The organism is Actinomadura madurae (assembly GCF_047130825.1).
GTDB lineage: Bacteria > Actinomycetota > Actinomycetes > Streptosporangiales > Streptosporangiaceae > Spirillospora > Spirillospora madurae.
In genome coordinates this window covers 7,636,570-7,655,459 of record NZ_CP083237.1, presented here as the reverse complement: position 1 = coordinate 7,655,459, position 18,890 = coordinate 7,636,570, and the positions used below count along the sequence as shown (strand labels likewise).

Genomic DNA, 18,890 nt, shown 5'->3' with positions numbered 1-18,890 from the left:
TCACTCGCGGTTGGCCGGGTCCGCGAAGGAGGCGAAGGCCTGGAGGTTGGCGAGGCTCTCGCCGCGCTTGACGCGCCAGTCCCACTCGCGCTGGATGGACGACTTGAACCCGCGTTCCAGGGCCTTGTCGAAGTTCTCGTCGGAGTAGGTGAGGACGCAGCCGAGGAGCCGGTCGATCTCGTCCGGGGAGACCGATTCGAGCGGCACCCTCCCGACGAGGTGGACGTCGCCGACGTCGTCGAGGGCGAACGCGACCCCGTACATGCGGCCGTTCTTCTCCAGGAGGAACCGGTAGAACTCGGCGTGGTTCTCGTCGGGGCGGCGGCAGAAGAACGCCTCGACGTGCAGGGAGTGGTCGCCCACGATCAGCCACGTCATGGTGGCGAGCTTGTGCTGCCCGGGGAGCTTGACGAAGAAGGCGTTCTCGCGCGGCTCGTCGAACTCCAATTCGGCTGCTTTGAGCGTCTTCCGGATGGTGTCGACAGCAGCTTCGCTCATGCGGTGACCTCCGCGGAGGGAGCGGCGTGGGCGGCCGGGATAGTCATGGCACCGGTATACACGTCCAGGAGGCGGTCGACGGTGGCGTCCCAGCCGAAGCCGTCCGCGTGCCGGACGGCGCCGCGGGCGAGGCGGGCGTGCAGGCCCGGTTCGTCGTGCAGGCGGCGCAGGACCGCCGCGTAGTCGGCGGGATCGTGGCCGGGGACCAGCACGCCGGACTCGCCGTCCGCGACGGCCGTGCAGAGCCCGCCGACGCGGGACGCGACGACCGGCGTGCCGCAGGCCTGGGACTCCACGGCGACCAGCCCGAACGACTCGCTGTGGGACGGGACGACGGTGACGTCCGCGGCCCGGTACCAGTCGGCCAGCTCGGGCTGCGGGCTCGGCGGCTCGAACCGCATGACGTCGGAGATGCCCAGCGCGGCGGCCAGCGATTGCAGGCCCTCGGGGCGGCAGCGCCCGGAGCCGCTGGGTCCCCCGACGACCGCGACGACGAGCCTGCGGCGCAGCGCCGGGTCGTCGTCGAGCATGCGGGCGACCGCGCGCAGCAGCACGTGGGGGGCCTTGAGCGGCTGGATGCGGCCGACGAACAGCAGCACGTAGGCGTCGCGGGGCAGGCCGAGGCGGCGGCGCGCGGGCCCGGTGCGGTGCGGGAGGAGGCCGGTGCTGCGGGCGAGGATCGGCGACTCGGGGCGGAACAGCGACAGGTCGACGCCGGGGCTGACGGTGGCGACCCGCGCGGGGTCGGCGTCGTAGAGGTCGACGAGCTCGCGGGCCTCCTTGGCGGTGTTGGCGACGAGCTGGTCGGAGGAGGCCACGACCTGCTGCTCGCCGAGCACGCGCTCGGCGGGCTCCGGATTGTCGTCGTCGGCGAGGGCCGCGTTCTTCACCTTGGCCATCGTGTGCATGGAGTGGACGAGCGGGACGCCCCACCGCTGCTTCACCGCCCAGCCGGCCTGGCCGGACAGCCAGTAGTGCGTGTGGAGCAGGTCGTAGTGGCCGGGCTCGTGGCACGCCTCGGCGCGCAGGACTCCGGACGTGAAGCCGCACAGGTGCCGGGGCAGCTCGGTCTTGTCCAGCTCCTCGAACGGCCCGGCGACGACGTTGCGGACGAGGACGCCGGGGGCGAGCTCGACGACGGGGGGCAGGGCCCGCGACGTGGCGCGGGTGAAGATGTCGACCTCGACGCCGCGCCGGGCGAGCCGCTTGGCCACCTCGACGATGTAGACGTTCATGCCGCCCGCGTCGCCGGTCCCCGGTTGGTCGAGGGGGGAAGTATGAACACTGACCGTCGCAACCCGGTTGATACGACGCGACACCGGACACCACCTCCAGTAGTGCAACCTATCCACCGCGTGGGGTGTTCCCTCCGCGTGGGGGCCAACCGTGACCGGCCGCCAGGGTGACCGACCTCACCGGTCTCAGGCGCGCCGGGACCTGGGAGGCTTGGCGCATGCGTAAGACCGCGATAGTGACCGGAGCAAGCAGCGGGATCGGGGCCGCCACGGCGCGGCGGCTGGCGGCGGAGGGGTTCAACGTCGTGCTCGCCGCGCGGCGCCGGGACCGCCTCGACGCCCTCGCCAAGGAGATCGCCGAGACCGTGCCCGGGGCGGGCGCGGTGGCGCCGGTGACGCTGGACGTGACGTCGCAGGAGTCGGTGGACGCGCTCGCGGCGGCGGTCGGCCCTTGCCACGTCCTGGTCAACAACGCCGGCGGCGCGCTCGGCATGGACACCGTCGCGACGGCCGACCTCGCCGAGTGGCAGGCGATGTACGACACGAACGTCCTCGGTCTCGTACGGGTGACCAAGGCGATCCTGCCGAAGCTGATCGAGAGCGGCGCGGGGCACGTCGTCAACATCACCTCGATCGCCGCGCACGTCCCGTACGAGGGGGGCGGCGGGTACAACGCGGCCAAGCACGCCGCCTACGCCGTCAACGACGTGATGCGGCTCGAGCTGGTCGCCGAGCCCGTCCGGATCACCGAGGTGTCGCCGGGGCTGGTGAAGACCGAGGAGTTCTCGCTGGTCCGGTTCCACGGGGACGAGGAGAAGGCCGTCAAGCCGTACGAGGGCGTGCCCGAGCCGCTGGTCGCCGACGACATCGCGGACTGCGTCGCGTGGGCCGTCACGCGTCCGCCGCATGTGAACATCGACCGGATCGACGTCCAGCCGCGCGTGCAGGCCGCCCCGTACAAGCTTCACCGGGAGTGAGGGGCGACCGCCTCCCACGGAAGCGTGACCTCACCCAGGCGCCACCGGTTCCGGCCACCGAACGGGGGGCTCGCCAGGACGGGATGGGTTCGCGCCAGCAGTGACACGGCCTCGACCCAGCGCGCGCGGGGGCCGAACGCGGAATGCGGCGCGGCGGTAGCCCAGCACCGGTCGAACGCGGTCAGGAACTCGTGGACGGGCTCGCCCGGCACGTTGCGGTGGATCAGCGTCTTCGGCAGCCGCTCGGCCAGGGCCGACGGGTGGTCGAGGGTGGGCAGATGGGCGGCGAACGTGATCGTCCGCGGGCCGTCCCGGGTCAGCGTGACCCAGACCGCGCGGCGCCCGATCTCGTCGCACGTCCCCTCGACCAGGACGCCGGACGGGGCCAGGCGCGCGCGCAGGTCGTCCCATGCCCGCCAGGCCGCCGGCTCGCCGTACTGGCGGAGGACGTTGAACGCCCTGACCAGGACGGGCGGGCGCGGCACCGGCAGCTCGAACCCGCCGCGCGCGAACGACAGCCCGTCGCGGGGCCCGGCCTGCGCGAGGAAGGCCACCCCGGCGGCGACCCGCGCGGGCTCGATCTCGATGCCGACGACCTCCAGGCGCGGCGCGACCGCGCGGAGCCGCGCGTGCAGTTCGAGGGTGGTGACGGGGGACGCGCCGTAGCCGAGGTCGACGGCCAGCGGCCGGGCGTCCGACCGCAGGGCGCGGGTCTGGGTGGCGGCGATCCAGCGGTCGATCCGGCGGAGCCGGTTGGGGGCGGTGGTGCCGCGGGTCACCTCCCCCCGCGGCCTGGGGACTGGGGGCACGCGGCAATTGTTCCTTGTCGCCGCCTATGCCTTGAGGCCTCCGTTGCCGTGATTACCGCTGTTGCCGCGAACACCGCTGTTGCCCGCGCTTCCCGCCCTGTCCGCCAACCCCGCTGAACATGATTCGGTAAGTCGTCGGTTACGGTGCTGCGCAGCCGCCTGCCCCGACGCCGCCCCCAGAGGAGTGCCGATGCTCGATCTGGCGACCCTGCACGAGGCCATCGCCGCCGCGATCCCCGACCGCGAGTGCCTGGTGTGGCGCGACCGCCGGATGACCTGGCGCGAGGTCGCCGACCGGACGCGCCGGCTGGCGGGCGTCCTGCACGCCCGCGGCCTCGGGGCGACCGGCGCCGCGTCCGGCCCGTCCGAGTCGCCCCACGACCACCTCGCCCTCTACCTGCACAACGGGCCCGAGTACCTGGAGGGGCTGGTCGGCGCGCACAGGGCCCGCGTCGCGCCGTTCAACGTCAACTACCGGTACGTCGACGACGAGCTCGCCCACCTGTTCGCCGACGCGCGCCCGGCCGCCGTGCTCTACCACGCGCGGTTCGCGGACGCCATCGGCCGCGTGGTCGAGCGGCTCGGCGTCCGGCCGCTCCTCCTCCAGGTGGCGGACGGGTCCGGCGCCGCGCTCCTGCCCGGCGCGCTCGACTACGAGGAGGCCCTGGCCAAGGCGTCGCCCGAGCCGCTCCCGGTCCGGCCCGGCGCCGGTGACCTGCACATCCTCTACACCGGCGGCACGACGGGGATGCCGAAGGGCGTGCTGTGGCGCATCGGCGACCTGATGCTCGGGCCGCTCGGCATGCGGCGCCGCGACGGGAGCCCGCTCACCGATCTCGGCGAGGCGGTCGAGCGGGCCGTGCGCAGCGACGTCCGGGTGCTGGTCGGGCCGCCGCTCATGCACGGCGCGGGCACCTGGTCGGCGCTCGGCGGCTGGTGCGCCGGCGCGTGCGTGGTGTTCCCCGACCGGGTGGACGGCCTGGACGCCGCGGACCTGATGGCCACCGCCGAGCGCGAGCGGGCGACACGGATGCCGCTGGTCGGCGACGCGTTCGCCCGCCCGGTCGCCGCGGCGCTGGAGGCCCGGCCGCACGACCTGCGCCCGCTGCGGACGTTCGTCAACTCGGCCGCCGCCATCAGCCCCGCCGTGAAGGAGCGCATCCTGGAGCTCCTGCCGCACGCGCGCATCGTGGACGTCCTCGGCTCGTCCGAGAGCGGCTTCCAGGTCACCCGGACCGGCGCGTCCGCGCGGACGTTCGCGATGGCGGCGGGCACGGCCGTGCTCAGCGCCGACCGGTCCCGGCGGCTCGCGCCCGGCGAGGACGAGCTGGGCTGGCTGGCCAAGGGCGGCTCCATCCCGCTCGGCTACCTCGGCGATCCGGAGAGGACCGCCGCCACCTTCCTGACGGTGGACGGCGAGCGCCTCGTCGTGCCGGGCGACCGGGCGCGCCTCCTCGCCGACGGCACGGTCGAGGTGCGCGGGCGCGAGGCCACAACGATCAACACCGGCGGGGAGAAGGTGTTCGCCGAGGAGGTCGAGGCCGTCCTGCGCGGCCTGCCCGGCGTCGCGGACGCCCTGGTCCTCGGCCGGTTCAGCGAGCGCTGGGGCGCCGAGATCGTCGCGGTGGTCTCCCCCGCCGGCGCCCCGCCGGACGGCGAGCTGCGCGCGGGCTGTGCCGCGCACCTGGCCCGCTACAAGATCCCGAAGGCCTTCGTGCGGACCGACGCCGGCCTGCGCCTGCCCAACGGCAAGGCCGACTACCCCGCCGCGCGGGCGCTCCTCGACTGAACGGGATTCTGCCGGGCCCTGTACGCGGCGGTTCGCGGTGATGGATCCTGGCGTGATGCCGGACCTGCACAGCTTGCTCGCCGACCTCGCCGCCGAGGGCGACTCGCTCGACGCCCTGGTCACGCCGCTGCCCGCCGCGCGGTGGGCCGACCCGACCCCGGCGGAGGGCTGGACGATCGCGCACCAGATCGCCCACCTCGCCTGGACCGACGGCCAGGCCCTCGTCGCGGCCGCCGACCCGGAGGCGTTCCCCAAGATCATCGAAGCGGCCCTCGCGAACCCGGAGGGCTTCGTCGAGGACGGCGCCCGCGCGGGCGCCGCCCAGGACCCGGCGGACCTCCTCGCCCGCTGGCGCGACGGGCGCCGCCGCATGGTGGACGCCCTCGCCGCCCTCCCGCCGGGCACGCGCCTGCCCTGGTTCGGCCCGCCGATGGGCGTCGCGTCCATGGCGACCGCGCGGCTCATGGAGACCTGGGCGCACGGCGAGGACGTCGCCGACGCGCTCGGGGAGCGCCGCGCGCCCACGCACCGCCTGCGGCACGTCGCGCACATCGGCGTCCGCACCCGCGACTTCTCGTTCCGCACCCGCGGCCTGGAGCCGCCCGCCGAGGAGTTCCGCGTCGCCCTGCGCGGACCGGACGGCGAGGAGTGGACGTGGGGCCCGCCGGACGCCCGCCAGTCCGTCACCGGCCCGGCGCTCGACTTCTGCCACGCCGTCACCCAGCGCCGCCACCGCGACGACCTGGCCCTCACCGCCACCGGACCGGACGCCGAACGCTGGCTGGACATCGCGCAGGCCTTCGCCGGCCCGCCCGGACCTGGCCGGCCGCCCGGCTACGGCTCGCCCACGGCCCGCTCGAACGCCTCGTAGGCGTCCGCGGTGAACAGGACGAAGCGGGCCTCGGTCACCTTGGTCGACGTGGTCCGGACGGTCCCGACCGCGATACGGGCGGCGTCGGCCACCGGCCACCCGTAGATGCCCGCCGACACGGCCGGGAACGCGATCGACTCCACGCCCAGCTCGTCGGCGACGCGCAGCGACTCGCGGTAGCAGGAGACGAGCTGGTGGGAGCGGTCCTCGGTGGAGGAGTAGACGGGACCGACGGTGTGGATGACCCAGTCGGCCGGGAGGCGCCCCGCCGTCGTCGCGACGGCCTGGCCGGTCGGCAGCCCGCCGCCGTACTGCGACGCCCGGAGCTTGCGGCACTCGTCCAGGATCTCGGGACCCCCCTTGCGGTGGATCGCGCCGTCCACCCCGCCGCCCCCCAGCAGCGACGAGTTGGCCGCGTTCACCACCGCGCCGACCTCCTGCTCGGTGATGTCGCCCCGGACGAGAGTGATCTTCATCTGCGCCGTTCCTCCAGTGTGGCCGAACCCCATCAGAAGAGAAGAATTCTCTGCCGGGGGGTGGACGCGAAACGCGTTCGGGCGCTTCCCGGCGGTACGCTCATGGCGGACGAGGCTCCGGGGTGGGTGCTGCTCGTCCGACGTCGTCCGGCCGGACGCAGGGGGGTGTCCATGCGGAACGCCGGGCGTGACCAGTGCATACAGACACCAGAGCAGACGATGCGCGAGGGCGCGACAGTCGCGGAGGTACCCCCTTGAAGATTCTCCTCGCCGGAGCGACCGGAGTCGTCGGTCGCCGGCTGATCCCGCTGCTCGTCCAGGCGGGCCATGAGGTCGCAGGGACGACGCGCCGGTCCGAACGCGCCGGTATGCTGCGCGAGCTCGGCGCGTCGCCGGTCGTCCTGGACGTGCTCAACACCGGCGACGTCCGCGCCGCCGTGGCCGCCATCGACCCGGACGCCGTGATCCACCAGCTCACCGACCTCGCCGACGAGGATTTCGAGGCCAACTCGCATCTGCGGATCGCGGGCACCCGGAACCTCGTCGACGCCGCCAAGGCCGCGGGCGTCGAGACGATGGTCGCGCAGAGCATCGCCTGGCTGTACGTCCCGGGCGACGCGCCCGCAGTGGAGACCGACCCGCTCGACGCGAACCTGCCCCCGTACGAGGGGATCGCGGCGCTGGAGAGCGCCGTCTCGGAGATGCCGCGCGGCGTCGTGCTGCGCTACGGCGCGCTCTACGGCCCGGGCACCTGGTACGCGCCGGACGGGGCGATCGCCGAGCGCGTGCGCGCGGGCAGCCTGCGCCTCGCGCCGTCCTGGACGTCGTTCGTGCACGCCGACGACGCGGCCTCGGCGGCGCTCGCGGCGCTCGACTGGCCCGCCGGAGCCGTCAACATCGTCGACGACGAGCCGGCGACCACGGCGGACTGGCTGCCCGTCTACAGCGCGGCGCTCGGCGCGCCGACGCCGGGCAACGCGGGACGGCACGCGGCGGCGACGGGGCGCGCGGCCTCCAACGCCAAGGCGCTGAGCCTCGGGTGGAAGCCGCAGGTCGCGTCGTGGCGCACCGGTTTCGCGCAGATGGACTCGGCGGTCCGGGCGGACTGACCGCCGGGCCCGCGAGGGAACGTTCCGGCCGGTCCGGTCAGCCGAACTGGAACGAGCGCTTGGACAGGCCGAGCCAGTAGCCGTCGATGACCGACCGCCGCCGCGACGGCGCGTCCGCGTCGGCGCCGAGCGCCATGAACAGCGGCGCGAAGTGCTCGGTCCGCGGGTGCGCGATGCGCGCCGCGGGGGCCTTGGCGCGGAAGTCGAGCAGGGCGTCGACGTCGCCGCCCGTCACGGCCCGGTCCGCCCATTCGTCGAACTCCGCCGACCACGCCGGCGGCTCGGCGTCGAAGTCCGGCCGCATCTCGCGCAGGTTGTGCGTGGTGAACCCGCTCCCGATGATCAGTACGCCCTGGTCGCGCAGCGGCGCGAGGCCGCGCCCGATCTCGAAGAGGCGCTCCGGGTCCAGGGTGGGCATCGACATCTGCAGCACGGGGACGTCGGCGTCCGGATACATCTCCACGAGCGGCACGTACGCGCCGTGGTCCAGCCCGCGCTCCTCGTCCTGGTGCACGCCGGGCAGGAGCTTGCGGACGTCCTCGGCGAGGCCGGGGGCGCCGGGCGCGTCGTACCGGACGGTGTAGTACCGCTCCGGGAACCCCCAGAAGTCGTACACGAGCGGCACCCGCCGTGTCGCGCCGACGCTGAGCGGCGCCTCCTCCCAGTGCGCCGACACCATCAGGACCGCCTCCGGCTTCGGCAGGTCGGCCGACCAGCGGGAGAGCTCGCCGGGCCACCGCGGGTCGTCGGCGAGCGGCGGTGCGCCGTGGCTGAGGTACAGGACGGGCATCCGGGCCATCGTGATCACCCCTCTTACTTGAGACTTCAACTATATCCATTTTTATTGAATCTTCAAGTCTTGAGGATTCAAACGTTTGGGTAGACTGGCGGCATGACGGAGACGACCGGGACACGGTGGCTCGACGACGACGAGCAGGAGACCTGGCGCGCCTTCCTGTGGACGTCCAGACTGCTGAACGAGGCCCTCGACCGCCAGCTCCAGCGTGACTCGGGCCTGCCGCACACCTACTACATGATCTTGGCGATGCTGTCGGAGGCACCCCGGCGCGCGCTGACGATGACCGAGCTGGCGGAGGTCGTCTACTCCTCGCCGAGCCGCCTGTCCCACGCCGTCAACCGGCTGGAGGAGGCCGGCTGGGTGGCGCGGTGCAAGCACGACTCCGACCGCCGCACCACGATCTGCCGGCTGACCGACGCAGGGTACGCCGTGCTCGCCGAAGCGGCACCGGGCCATGTCGCCGAGGTCAGGCGGCACCTGTTCGACCCGGCTGAGCCGCGAGCAGATGCTCCAGTTCCGCGAGGCGCTGCGCGCCCTGCTGACCTCCCTCGATCCGGACCGCGAGGCGCCCTGCGCGCGCTAGGCGGCGAACTCCACGCGGTGCGCCTTCGCCTCCGGGTGCGCGGCGGCGAGGAGCCGCATGCCCTCCTCTTCCAGGGCGGTGCGGTCCCGCTCAGGGATCGGGTCGAACGGGTCGATGCGCACGGTCGCCTCGCCGCGCTTCTTCTCCATCGTCCACATGCCGTGGACGAAGCCGTCGACCAGGAACGTCGCTCGGATGATGCCGTTGACGGTGAAGACGCGCTTGCGCCGCTCCTCGGTGATGATCCGCGCCCCCGGTCGGCGTGCGACAGCAGCAGGTTGTCGAAGTCGGGGACGAACCGCACGGGCGCCGGCGTCTCCGGATCGGGACGCGGCGCCTCGGGCAGGTCGTACAGCGTCCGCCCCTCCTCGTCCTGGAACGTGACGAGCTTGGGCAGCAGCCGCTCCACGACCTCGCCGAGCCGGGTCAGCCCCGACCAGTGCTGGACGTCCCGGACGCTCGCCGGCCCGAACGCACCCAGGTAGCGCAACACCAGATCGTCCACGGAAGGAACGGATTCCGCCGGCCCGAGCCACGCCTCCAGGGTCGTGTGCCGCGCGATCCCGGTCGCGCCCCAGATGCCGCGCGGCGGCACCTGCACCAGCGGCACGCTGCAGCGGACGGCCCAGGCGAGCAGCGCCGCGTCGGCGTCCGGCCACCGTTCGGCGAGCAGGGTGCGGAGTTCCTTGTCGGTGCGCGGCTCCTCCTCCAGCCGGTCGCGGGCCCAGGCGACGACGGCGTCGAGGTCGATGCCGTCGAGGTCGGCCCGGCGGCCTCTCAGGTGGTTGTCGAGGATCACCTGGGTGAGCGGCCGCAGGGCCAGGGCGTCGCGGGCGCTGACGAGGTGCAGCGTGCCGCGCATCAGCACGATCCGCAGCGCCCGGCGGTCGGTCATCAGCGGCGCGACCTCGTCGAACGCGTAGCCGGCGAGCCTGCTCCACAGCCCGATGTGCGGCGGGCCGGGAGCCTGCGACTGGAGGCCCACGAGGTGCTCGATGGCGTCCAGGGCGGGCATGGCGTGCCGTTCGAGCAGCAGCTGCCTGGCCAGCAGCGCCCGGTTCAGGTCCCTGCGTCCCAGCATCTCAGCCGCCATACCGGCCCCGCAGTTCCTGCCAGGTGGGGGGCGGGCCCGGAAGCTCCTGCCGGTCGGTCAGGTGCAGGGCGTCCAGCATGAGGGCCAGGTAGCGGTGCTGGAGCCGGTTCATCCGCTCGTCGTCGCCGATCCGGATGCCGTGCAGGTACTCCAGCATGACCGAGATGTCGCCGACCTCGATCTCGGGCCGCAGCGCGCCCTCCTCCTTCGTGCGCTCCAGCAGGCGCGTCGTGGCGAGATGGATCTCCTGGCCCTTGCGGCTCATGGCCTCGGTGACGGGGAACGCGCCCGCGAGCCGCATGGTCAGGGAGCCGGCGCCGATGTCCAGGCAGCGGCGCATGAAGCCGGCGAACGCCTCCCACGCGTCGCCGTCGTCGTCGAGGGCCCGCTCCACCTCGGCGAGGTAGCGGTCCATCCCGTCGTCGGCGAGCTTCTGGAGCAGGTCCTCCTTGCTCTTGTACCGGCGGTAGAGGGCGCTGATCCCCACCCCGGCGTGCTCGGCCACCGCGGAGATCGGCGCGCCCGGGTCGGCGGTGAACACCGCCCGGGCCGCTTCCCGGATCAGCTCGTCGTTGCGTGCCGCCTGCGCCTTGCGCCCGCTCATGGGCGCCCGTGCCGTCGTCTCCATGCCCCCATCATAAGGGAACGAAGAATTCCGTTCTACTCTACGCCGATGCCGTCCTGGGCGCGGGAGGCGCAGGCGGTGGTGAAGGCGGTGATGACCGGGTGGGGGCGGGTGCCGTCGCCGGCCAGTTCGGGCTGGAAGAGGGTGGCGAAGTAGAACGGGTGGTCCGGGAGCTCGGCGATGCGGACCTGGCCGTCGTCGTCGTGGCCGGTGAAGCGCAGGCCGTGCGCCGCGAGCAGGTCGAGGTACGCGGGGTTCGGGCCGAACGCGCAGTTGAACCGCTCGATGCTGCGCGTCGTCCCCATGATCTTCTCGGCGGACGAGCCCGGGAGCAGGTTCACCTCCGCCTCGTGCCCGGCGAGCGAGCAGGCCATCGGCGCGATGACCGGGTCCTCCTCGGCGGGGTCGTACTCGGCGTGCCCGGCCGCCGGGAGGCCGCAGGCGTTGCGGGCGAATTCGAGCACCATGTGCTGGAAGCCGCCGCACGTGCCCAGGACGGGTATCCCGCCCTCCCTTGCGGAGCGCGCCGCGGCCACGGCGCCGGCCTCGCTCCTGTAGGGGCTGCCGGGCAGGAGCCACACCCCGTCGAAGCCCGTCAGGCCGTCCCCGACCTCGTCGGTCGGGATCCAGTAGGCCTCGACCAGCAGGCCTTCCCGGTCTCTGACGGCCTCCAGCAGGCCCGGGATGCGGACGTGCGACTGGACGTGCGGCGACCGGTCTCCGACAAGCGCGATACGTGCGACGAAGCTCATGGCTTCGATCCTGCCGCCCGCGCATGGTTAAGCACCAACGATGATTTTCGATGTCTGGATAAGCAACACTTATCCAATGGATCCGCATTTGCTGCGCACGTTCGTCACCGTCGTCCGGACGGGCTCGTTCTCGGCCGCCGCAGGTGAGCTCGGATACACGCAGGCCGCGGTGTCGCAGCAGATCGCCTCGCTGGAGAACGACCTCAAGGTCACGCTCCTGCACCGGCGGCCCGTCCGGACGACGGAGGCCGGGGCGCGGCTGCTCGACCACGCCGGGCCGATCCTGCTGCGGCTCCAGGCGGCGCGGTCCGAGATCGCCGGGCTCGCCGCCGGTCCCCGGACCCGGTTGCGCGCCGGCGCCTCGCCGCTCGCCGCCGTCCATGTGGCGGAGCCGCTCGCCGCGGCCCGCCGCGCCCATCCCCGGCTGGACGTCGCCGTCCGCGTCCTGCCGCGCGCCGGGATCGGCGCGGCCGTCGCGACGGGCGACCTGGACCTCGGGCTCGTGGACGGCATCGCCGCGCCCAGCGACCCGCTGCGGCTGGACGTGCCGCTCACCGCCGTCGCGGTGGCCGAACGGCCGCTGGTGGTTCCGCTGCCGGTCTCGCACCCGCTGGCGTCCCGGTCCCGGCTCGACCTCCGCGATCTCGTCGACGCGCTGTGGCTGGACGCTCCGGACACGGCCGTCCCGCTGGCGGCGCTCCGGGAGGCGGTGGGCGTCCGGGACGGCTTCCGCGCGTCCCTCGCCTGTGACGGGGGCGACCTGCTACTCCTCCTCGGCCTGCTCGGCGCGGGACACGGCCTCGCCGTCCTGCCCGCCGGTGCGGCGGAGGGCGGCGGTCTCGTCGAGGTCCCGGTCGGGGAGCCGCGGATCGTCCACCGCACGGAACTGCTGCATCTCCGCACGCCGGACGCCGCGAGCGCGTCGTTCGTCGCCGCCCTGACCTGACGCTTCTTGACATCCGGGCCGTCATGGACGCAGTATGAACGCATGTTCATGAACATGCGTTCATTTAGAGGCGGGGCATGAAGGTCGTCAACACGCACCAGGCCGAGGCGTGGAACGGGTACGAGGGCGAGCACTGGGCCGAGCGGTACGACCGGTACGACGCCACGAACGGCGGGTTCAACGGGCACCTGCTGGACGCCGCCGCGATCGGGCCGCGCGACCGCGTGCTCGACCTCGGCTGCGGGAACGGGCAGGTCACCCGGCTCGCCGCGGAGCGGGCCCGGCTCGGCAGCGCGACGGGCGTCGACCTGTCCGGGCCGATGCTCGGCCGGGCCCGCTCCCTCGCCGCGCAGGAGGGCGTCGCGAACGTGACGTTCGAGCAGGGCGACGCGCAGGTGTACCCGTTCGCCGATGCCGCGTTCGACGTCGCGATCAGCCGGTTCGGCGTCATGTTCTTCGCCGACCCGGTCGCCGCGTTCGGCAACGTCCGGCGGGCGCTGCGCGAGGGCGGGCGGCTCGCGTTCCTGTCGATGGCGCCGCTCGGCGAGACCGACCTCGCGTCGGTCTTCGCCGCGCTCCCCGCCCGCGACGAACCCGCCGTCGGGCACGACGGGCCGCTGTCGCTGTCGGACCCGGGCCGCGCCCGTGAGGTCCTGGAGGGCGCCGGGTTCACGGGCGTGACCGCGCGGAAGGTGGAGGCCGAGCAGGTCTGGGGACGGGACGCGCAGGACGCGGCGGAGTTCTTCTCCGGCTGGGGCCCGATCCGCTACAACTACGGCGCGGGCGAGGAGATCCGCGCGGCCGTCGCGGAGGCCATGCGCCCGTTCGAGCGCGACGGCGCCGTCCGGCTGCGCGGCACCGCCTGGCTCGTGACGGCCCGCCGATGAGACGCGTCGTGATCCTCGGCGGGTACGGGGCCGTCGGCCGGGAGGTCGTCGCCGGCCTGCGCGGGCACGTGCCGGAGATCGTCGTCGCCGGGCGCGACCTCGCCAAGGCGCGCACGGTGGACGGCGCGATCCCGATGCGCCTCGACCTGCGCGGGGACGACCCTGCCGACATCGACGCCGACGCGATCGTCATGTGCGCGGAGACCGGGAACGTGCGGGTCGCCGAGGCGTGCCTGGCGCGGGGCGTCCACTACGTCGACGTCTCCGCCTCGCACGAGATACTCGCGGGGATCGAGAAGCTGGACGGCCTCGCGGGCGAGCGGAAGGCCACGGCGGTGCTGAGCGTGGGGCTCGCGCCCGGTGTCACGAACCTGCTGGCCCGCGAGTTCCGCGGCGCGGACGTCGACATCGGCGTGCTGATCGGGTCCGGGGAGCGGCACGGGCCGTCGGCCGTCGACTGGACCCTCGGCTCGCTCGGCGGGCTGGGCGAGTCGTGGCGGATGCGGTTCCCCGCGCCCTACGGCGTCCGGACGGTGCACCGCTTCCCGTTCTCCGACCAGTACACGCTGCCTGGCAGCGTCCGGACGGGTCTCGCCCTGGACTCCCGCGCGCTGACCGCCGCCCTCCCCCGGCTCGCCCGGTTCCGTGACCTGCGCCTGGTGCGGGCCGCGTTCAGCCGGGTCCACGTCGGCGGGGACGGGTTCGCGGTGGCGGCCGCGTCCGGCGGGACCGTCCGGGCGTTCGCGGGCCGGCGGCAGAGCCGGGCGACGGGCCTGGCGACCGCGCTGGTCGTCCGGCGGCTGGAGGGCGTGCCGCCCGGCGTCCGGCACATCGAGGACGCCGTCGAAGCGGGCTTCCTGCCCGAGCTGGCCGCGCACGGGTTCGAGCTGACTCAATACGATGCCGGTGATGTCACCTAGAAGAGCGGCGGCGCTGGGCGGCGGCGGCCGGTCCCTGCGCGAGCATCTGATCGCCACGGCCCGGCGGATGATGGCCGAGCGGGGGGCGGCGGGCCTGACCGTCCGCGCGATCGCCCGCGAGGCGGGCGTCGCCGACGGCGTCCTCTACAACCACTTCTCCGACAAGGAGGAGCTGCTCGCGCACGCGCTGCGGGCGCACGCGGAGGCGGTCGAGCGGCCGCTGCCCCCGCTGCCCGAGCCCGGCACCGGGACGGTCGAGGAGAACCTGCGCGCGTACGTCGAGCACGGGCTCCGCCTGCACGACGGGCTGCTGCCCGTGCTGGCCGGGCTGGTCGCCCAGCCGGACGTCCTCACCCGGTTCGCGGCGCTGAGCGGCGGTAGCGGCGACTGGAACCGGCGGCTGGCCGCCTACCTGCGCGCCGAGCGCGACCTCGGCCGCCTCGCCCCGGACGCCCGGGTGGAGGCGGCCACCTCGATGATCGTCGGCGCCTGCCACGAGCCGGTCCTGTCGGTGCTGTTCCAGGGCCGGGGGATCGCCCGGCCGGTCTCCCTGGACGCCGTGGACGATCTTGTCGCCACCGCGCTCCGCGGCCTGGCCCCGCGCTAGGACGCTCCACACCAGGACGCTCCACGCTAGGACGACATGGCGGCCCGGACCTCCTCCAGCGTGCGGTCCGCGATCTCGTTGGCGCGCTCGTCGCCCGCCGCGAGGACGCCGCGCAGGTAGGCCCGGTCGGCGGCGAACTCGGCGCGGCGGGCGCGCAGCGGGCGCAGGAACTCGTTCACCGAGTCGGTCACGACCTTCTTCAGCGCCGCCGCCCCGCCGCCGCCGATCTCCTCGGCCACCAGGCGCGGGTCGCGGTCCTGGCACAGCGCGGCGAGCAGCACGAGGTTGGACACCTCCGGCCGGGTCTCCGGCTCGTAGGTGATGTTCCGGTCCCCGTCGGTCACGGCCCTCCTGATCAGCCGGGCGGTCTCGTCCTCGGTGGCCCCGAGGGCGATGGCGTTGCCGCGGCTCTTGCTCATCTTCTGGCCGTCCATGCCGAGCAGGCTCGGCGCGGCCGACAGCAGCGCGTCCGGCACCGGGAACACCGGGCCGTAGCGCTCGTTGAACCGGCGCGCGATGGTGCGGGTGATCTCCTGGTGCGGCAGCTGGTCCTTGCCGACGGGGACGAGGTTCGCCTTGCAGGACAGGATGTCGGCGGCCTGGTGCACGGGATAGGTGAGCATCAGCCCGCTGACCGACGCCTGCCGGGACGCCGCGATCTCGTCCTTCACGGTCGGGTTGCGGCTCAGCTCCGAGACCGACACCAGCGACAGGAACGGCAGCATGAGCTGGTTCAGCGCGGGGACGGCGCTGTGCTCGAACATCGTCCCGGTGGACGGGTCGAACCCGGCGGCCAGATGGTCGGCGACGAGCCCCTCGACGTACTCCGACAGGTGCTCGGCGACGTCCCGGTCGGTGAGCACCTGGTAGTCGGGGACGAGGACGATCAGTTCCACGCCGGCGCGCTGGAGGCGCACGCGGTTGGCGAGGGTGCCGAAGTAGTGGCCGAGATGCAGCGGGCCGGTGGGCCTGTCGCCGGTCAGGATGCGGAACGACCCGGGGTCGTCCGCGATGCGTTCTTCCAGCTCGCGGCTCCGCGCTTCGGCGGCGCGCAGGCTCTCGGGGATGGTCTCCATGGGTCTCTCCTCGTCGGTTCCGTCCGTCTCGCCGGACCGGCCCGCGTCACCGAGGAAAGAGAAAGGGCCGTCCGGCGGACGGCCCGTGGCGTGCGTGAGTGTCGGCCGTCCTAGGACGGCCACCAGCCCAGACACGCGGTGCGGTTCATGGCGTCAGCATAGCCCACGTAATGCGACTGCCTATAGATAATCTAGAACGAAACCATCGTGGGTAGGCTGGACGCATGACGTCGATGGCCCCCGCGAGCACGCAGACGGACCTGTCCTTCCTCCTCGACCACACCGGCCACGTCCTGCGCACCCGGATGACGGCGGCGCTCGCCGAGATCGGGCTGACGCCGCGCATGCACTGCGTCCTGGTGCACGCGCTGGAGGAGGAGCGCACTCAGATCCAGCTCGCCGAGATCGGAGACATGGACAAGACGACCATGGTCGTCACGGTGGATGCCCTGGAGAAGGCGGGCCTCGCCGAGCGCCGGCCGTCGTCCACGGACCGGAGGGCCCGGATCATCGCGGTCACCGAGGAGGGCGCCCGGGTCGCGGCCCGCAGCCAGGAGATCGTGGACGGCGTCCACGAGGCCGCCCTCGGCTCGCTTCCCGAGGACCAGCGCGACGCCCTCGTCCGGGCACTGACCTCCCTGGTCAACGGGCATCTCGCGACACCGTCGGAGAGCCCGCGGGCAGTGCGCCGGGCGCGCGAGCGGACGAAGTAAATCCGTCAGAGATAGTCCGCAACAAAACCATCTGCTACGGTTCCTCCTGTGTCCCTGAGACAGGAGATGACCATGTCCGCACCGCTCCGCTCCCGCTGGGCAGCGCTCGCCGTGCTGTCCGCCACCATGCTGATGACGATCCTCGACGGCAGCATCGTCACCGTGGCGACCCCCGCCATCCAGGAGGACCTCGGCTTCTCCCCCGCCGGGCTCAGCTGGATCATGAACGCCTACCTGATCCCGCTCGGCGGCCTGCTGCTCCTCGCCGGGCGGCTCGGCGACCTCGCCGGCCCCCGCACGCTGTTCCTCGCCGGGAACGCGGTGTTCACCGCGGCGTCCGTGCTGGCGGGCGCCGCCACCACGGCCGGCCTGCTGATCGCCGCCCGGTTCCTCCAGGGGGTCGGCAGCGCCCTCGCCTCCGCGGTCGTCCTCGGCATCATCGTGACGCTGTTCACCGACCCCCGGGAGCGGGCCAAGGCCATCGGGATCTTCAGCTTCACCGGCGCCGCCGGCGCGTCCATCGGGCAGGTGCTCGGCGGGGTCCTCACCGACGCGCTCAGCTGGCACTGGATCTTCCTGATCAACCTGCCGATCGGCGTCGCCACCATCCTGCTGGCCCTCCCGGCCCTGCCCCGCGACCGCGGCATCGGCCTGAAGGCGGGCGCGGACGTGTGGGGCGCGCTGCTCGTCACGTCCGGGCTGATGCTGGGCATCTACACGGTCGTCAAGGTCGAGGGGCACGGCTGGATCTCCGCGCACACGCTGGGCCTCGGCGCGGTGTCGCTGCTCCTGCTCGCCGGGTTCGCCGTCCGGCAGGCCCGCGCCGCGACCCCGCTGATGCCGCTGCGCATCCTGCGCTCCCGCAACGTCTCCGGCGCGTACGCCGTGCAGCTGCTCACCCTGTCGGCGATGTTCTCGTTCCAGGTGATCGTCGCCCTGTACATGCAGCGGGTCCTCGGCTACAGCGCGCTCGACACCGGCCTCGCGATGCTGCCCGCGGCCGTCATGATCGGGGCGGTGTCGCTGTTCGTCTCCGCCCGGCTGTCGAACCGGTTCGGCGACCGGGCCGTGCTGGTGGGCGGGCTGCTCCTGCTGATCGGCGCGATGGCGTGGCTGACGACCGTCCCGGTGGACGCGGACTACGTGACCGACCTCCTGCCGGTGTTCCTGCTGGTCGCCGGGGCCGGGCTCGTCCTGCCGTCGCTGACCTCGCTCGGCATGTCCAGCGCCCGCCCCGATGACGCGGGCATCGCGTCCGGGCTGTTCAACACCGTCCAGCAGGTCGGGATGGCGGTCGGCGTCGCCGTGCTGACCACGCTCGCCGCGTCCCGCATCGAGTCCCTCCGCCTGGACGGGCGGGACGGCGCCGCCGCGCTCACCGGCGGCTACCACCTGGCGTTCGCCGTGTCGGCGGGCCTGCTGGCCGCCGCGCTCGCCGTCGCCCTGCTCGTCCTGCGCACCCCGAAGCCCGCGGTGGACGCCGCGGCCCCCGCCGAGACCGTCCCCACCAGCGCCTGACGCCCGAAGGAGCCTGACGATGACCGAGACGGCGAAGTACCGCCCCGGCCAGGGGCCCGGCCCGAAGCCCGTCACCGAGGACGACCTGGCCCGCCTGCTCGGCGAGCAGCGGTTCGCCGTCCTCGCCACCAACAAGAAGAACGGCCACCCGCACCTGTCGACCGTCGTCTACACGTGGGACCCGGACGAGCGCGTCGCCCGGATCTCCACGACGGCCGAGCGGGCGAAGGTGAGGCAGCTCCGGAACGACCCGCGCGCCGCGCTGCACGCGTCGAGCGCCGACCACATGGCGTTCGCCGTCGCCGAAGGCACCGCCGAGCTGTCCGGCGTGAGCGAGGAGCCCGGTGACGCGGCCGGGCGCGAGCTGCTCGCGATGACGCCCGGCTTCGACGATCCGGCCGACGAGCGCGCGTTCCTGGACCAGATGGTGAAGGACCGCCGGCTGGTGATCCGCCTCCGCGTCTCCCGCCTCTACGGGACGGTCATCGCGGACTGACCGATGCCCGGAACGAAGCACCAGCGGAGCGGAAAGCAGCGACCAGCCCCCTTGTCGGGGAGTCTGGGGGTCCTCCCCCCAGACAAGGCACTGACCAATGCCCGAAACGGA

General features: G+C 73.5%; 20 protein-coding genes and 2 pseudogenes. 12 read left to right on the top strand and 10 right to left on the bottom strand.

Going from position 1 to position 18,890, the window contains the following annotated elements; genetic code table 11:
* Window positions 1–498, bottom strand: a complete 498-nt coding sequence (locus tag K8Z49_RS35405; RefSeq protein ID WP_021596489.1) for a YbjN domain-containing protein — start codon at window positions 496–498, stop codon at window positions 1–3.
* The gene (gene mshA / locus K8Z49_RS35400) at window positions 495–1,817 is read right to left on the bottom strand and encodes a D-inositol-3-phosphate glycosyltransferase (RefSeq protein WP_024934145.1); all 1,323 of its coding nucleotides are present in this window, start codon (window positions 1,815–1,817) and stop codon (window positions 495–497) included. Before mshA ends, K8Z49_RS35405 begins: the two co-directional genes overlap by 4 nt.
* Window positions 1,818–1,951: 134 nt before the next feature.
* Between mshA and K8Z49_RS35395 the strand changes: the two genes are divergently transcribed.
* A complete protein-coding gene (locus tag K8Z49_RS35395) occupies window positions 1,952–2,710 on the top strand; it encodes an SDR family NAD(P)-dependent oxidoreductase (RefSeq protein ID WP_024934146.1) in 759 nt (252 codons plus the stop codon).
* Here K8Z49_RS35395 and K8Z49_RS35390 read toward each other — a convergent pair.
* Window positions 2,698–3,489 carry an SAM-dependent methyltransferase gene (locus K8Z49_RS35390; protein ID WP_075023833.1) on the bottom strand — a complete coding sequence of 264 codons (792 nt, stop codon included), beginning with the start codon at window positions 3,487–3,489 and terminating at the stop codon, window positions 2,698–2,700. The two genes, K8Z49_RS35395 and K8Z49_RS35390, sit on opposite strands and share 13 nt — an antisense overlap.
* 220 nt (window positions 3,490–3,709) lie before the next feature.
* Here K8Z49_RS35390 and K8Z49_RS35385 point away from each other — a divergent pair, with 220 nt between their 5' ends.
* Together K8Z49_RS35385 and K8Z49_RS35380 are read left to right on the top strand one after the other, a co-directional pair.
* On the top strand, window positions 3,710–5,308 hold the full coding sequence (locus K8Z49_RS35385; protein WP_075023834.1) for an AMP-binding protein: 1,599 nt from the start codon (window positions 3,710–3,712) through the stop codon (window positions 5,306–5,308).
* Window positions 5,309–5,363: 55 nt separating this feature from the next.
* Entirely contained in the window at window positions 5,364–6,179 is an 816-nt protein-coding gene (locus tag K8Z49_RS35380) for a TIGR03084 family metal-binding protein (protein WP_111832355.1), read from the top strand.
* Here the strand turns inward: K8Z49_RS35380 and K8Z49_RS35375 are convergent.
* A complete protein-coding gene (locus K8Z49_RS35375; RefSeq protein WP_083598361.1) occupies window positions 6,143–6,655 on the bottom strand; it encodes an O-acetyl-ADP-ribose deacetylase in 513 nt (170 codons plus the stop codon). The genes K8Z49_RS35380 and K8Z49_RS35375 overlap by 37 nt on opposite strands.
* 254 nt (window positions 6,656–6,909) lie before the next feature.
* Here K8Z49_RS35375 and K8Z49_RS35370 point away from each other — a divergent pair, with 254 nt between their 5' ends.
* Window positions 6,910–7,764, top strand: coding sequence for an NAD-dependent epimerase/dehydratase family protein (locus tag K8Z49_RS35370; RefSeq protein WP_021596482.1), 855 nt, complete (start codon window positions 6,910–6,912; stop codon window positions 7,762–7,764).
* Window positions 7,765–7,801: 37 nt separating this feature from the next.
* Here the strand turns inward: K8Z49_RS35370 and K8Z49_RS35365 are convergent, their stop codons facing one another.
* Window positions 7,802–8,554 (bottom strand): dioxygenase, encoded by a 753-nt coding sequence (locus tag K8Z49_RS35365; protein ID WP_024934148.1) that lies wholly within the window; start codon window positions 8,552–8,554, stop codon window positions 7,802–7,804.
* 102 nt (window positions 8,555–8,656) lie between these two features.
* Between K8Z49_RS35365 and K8Z49_RS35360 the strand changes: the two are divergent.
* A pseudogene (locus K8Z49_RS35360) lies at window positions 8,657–8,926 on the top strand (MarR family winged helix-turn-helix transcriptional regulator); the annotation flags it as partial.
* A 216-nt stretch (window positions 8,927–9,142) separates the two neighbouring features.
* On the opposite strand, the gene K8Z49_RS35355 reads toward K8Z49_RS35360, so the two are convergent.
* The 4 genes and pseudogenes from K8Z49_RS35355 to K8Z49_RS35340 all read right to left on the bottom strand — a co-directional run bounded on the left by K8Z49_RS35355 (window position 9,143) and on the right by K8Z49_RS35340 (window position 11,616).
* A complete protein-coding gene (locus K8Z49_RS35355; protein WP_412521233.1) occupies window positions 9,143–9,388 on the bottom strand; it encodes a DNA glycosylase AlkZ-like family protein in 246 nt (81 codons plus the stop codon).
* 95 nt (window positions 9,389–9,483) lie between these two features.
* Window positions 9,484–10,161, bottom strand: a pseudogene (locus K8Z49_RS35350) (winged helix DNA-binding domain-containing protein); the annotation flags it as partial.
* Window positions 10,162–10,228: 67 nt separating this feature from the next.
* Window positions 10,229–10,867, bottom strand: a complete 639-nt coding sequence (locus K8Z49_RS35345; protein WP_024934149.1) for a TetR/AcrR family transcriptional regulator — start codon at window positions 10,865–10,867, stop codon at window positions 10,229–10,231.
* A 32-nt stretch (window positions 10,868–10,899) separates the two neighbouring features.
* Window positions 10,900–11,616 carry a glutamine amidotransferase-related protein gene (locus K8Z49_RS35340; protein ID WP_412516208.1) on the bottom strand — a complete coding sequence of 239 codons (717 nt, stop codon included), beginning with the start codon at window positions 11,614–11,616 and terminating at the stop codon, window positions 10,900–10,902.
* Window positions 11,617–11,692: 76 nt separating this feature from the next.
* On the opposite strand from K8Z49_RS35340, the gene K8Z49_RS35335 reads away from it, so the two are divergent.
* The 4 genes from K8Z49_RS35335 (at window position 11,693) to K8Z49_RS35320 (ending at window position 14,976) form a co-directional block, all read left to right on the top strand.
* Window positions 11,693–12,562, top strand: coding sequence for a LysR family transcriptional regulator (locus tag K8Z49_RS35335; protein ID WP_412516207.1), 870 nt, complete (start codon window positions 11,693–11,695; stop codon window positions 12,560–12,562).
* Between the two features lie 77 nt (window positions 12,563–12,639).
* On the top strand, window positions 12,640–13,449 hold the full coding sequence (locus K8Z49_RS35330) for a class I SAM-dependent methyltransferase (protein WP_412516206.1): 810 nt from the start codon (window positions 12,640–12,642) through the stop codon (window positions 13,447–13,449).
* Entirely contained in the window at window positions 13,446–14,369 is a 924-nt protein-coding gene (locus K8Z49_RS35325) for a saccharopine dehydrogenase NADP-binding domain-containing protein (RefSeq protein WP_412516205.1), read from the top strand. The genes K8Z49_RS35330 and K8Z49_RS35325 overlap by 4 nt, the downstream gene beginning before the upstream one ends.
* Window positions 14,359–14,976, top strand: coding sequence for a TetR/AcrR family transcriptional regulator (locus K8Z49_RS35320; RefSeq protein ID WP_200871702.1), 618 nt, complete (start codon window positions 14,359–14,361; stop codon window positions 14,974–14,976). The genes K8Z49_RS35325 and K8Z49_RS35320 overlap by 11 nt, the downstream gene beginning before the upstream one ends.
* Before the next feature lie 26 nt (window positions 14,977–15,002).
* On the opposite strand, the gene trpS is transcribed toward K8Z49_RS35320, so the two are convergent.
* A complete protein-coding gene (gene trpS, locus K8Z49_RS35315; RefSeq protein WP_412516204.1) occupies window positions 15,003–16,052 on the bottom strand; it encodes a tryptophan--tRNA ligase in 1,050 nt (349 codons plus the stop codon).
* Window positions 16,053–16,276: 224 nt separating this feature from the next.
* Here trpS and K8Z49_RS35310 point away from each other — a divergent pair, with 224 nt between their 5' ends.
* From K8Z49_RS35310 to K8Z49_RS35300, 3 genes are all read left to right on the top strand, one after another.
* Window positions 16,277–16,765, top strand: coding sequence for a MarR family winged helix-turn-helix transcriptional regulator (locus K8Z49_RS35310; RefSeq protein WP_075023844.1), 489 nt, complete (start codon window positions 16,277–16,279; stop codon window positions 16,763–16,765).
* A 72-nt stretch (window positions 16,766–16,837) separates the two neighbouring features.
* Window positions 16,838–18,283 (top strand): MFS transporter, encoded by a 1,446-nt coding sequence (locus K8Z49_RS35305; RefSeq protein ID WP_412516203.1) that lies wholly within the window; start codon window positions 16,838–16,840, stop codon window positions 18,281–18,283.
* Window positions 18,284–18,302: 19 nt separating this feature from the next.
* A complete protein-coding gene (locus tag K8Z49_RS35300) occupies window positions 18,303–18,779 on the top strand; it encodes a pyridoxamine 5'-phosphate oxidase family protein (protein WP_412516202.1) in 477 nt (158 codons plus the stop codon).
* Window positions 18,780–18,890: the final 111 nt, after the last annotated feature.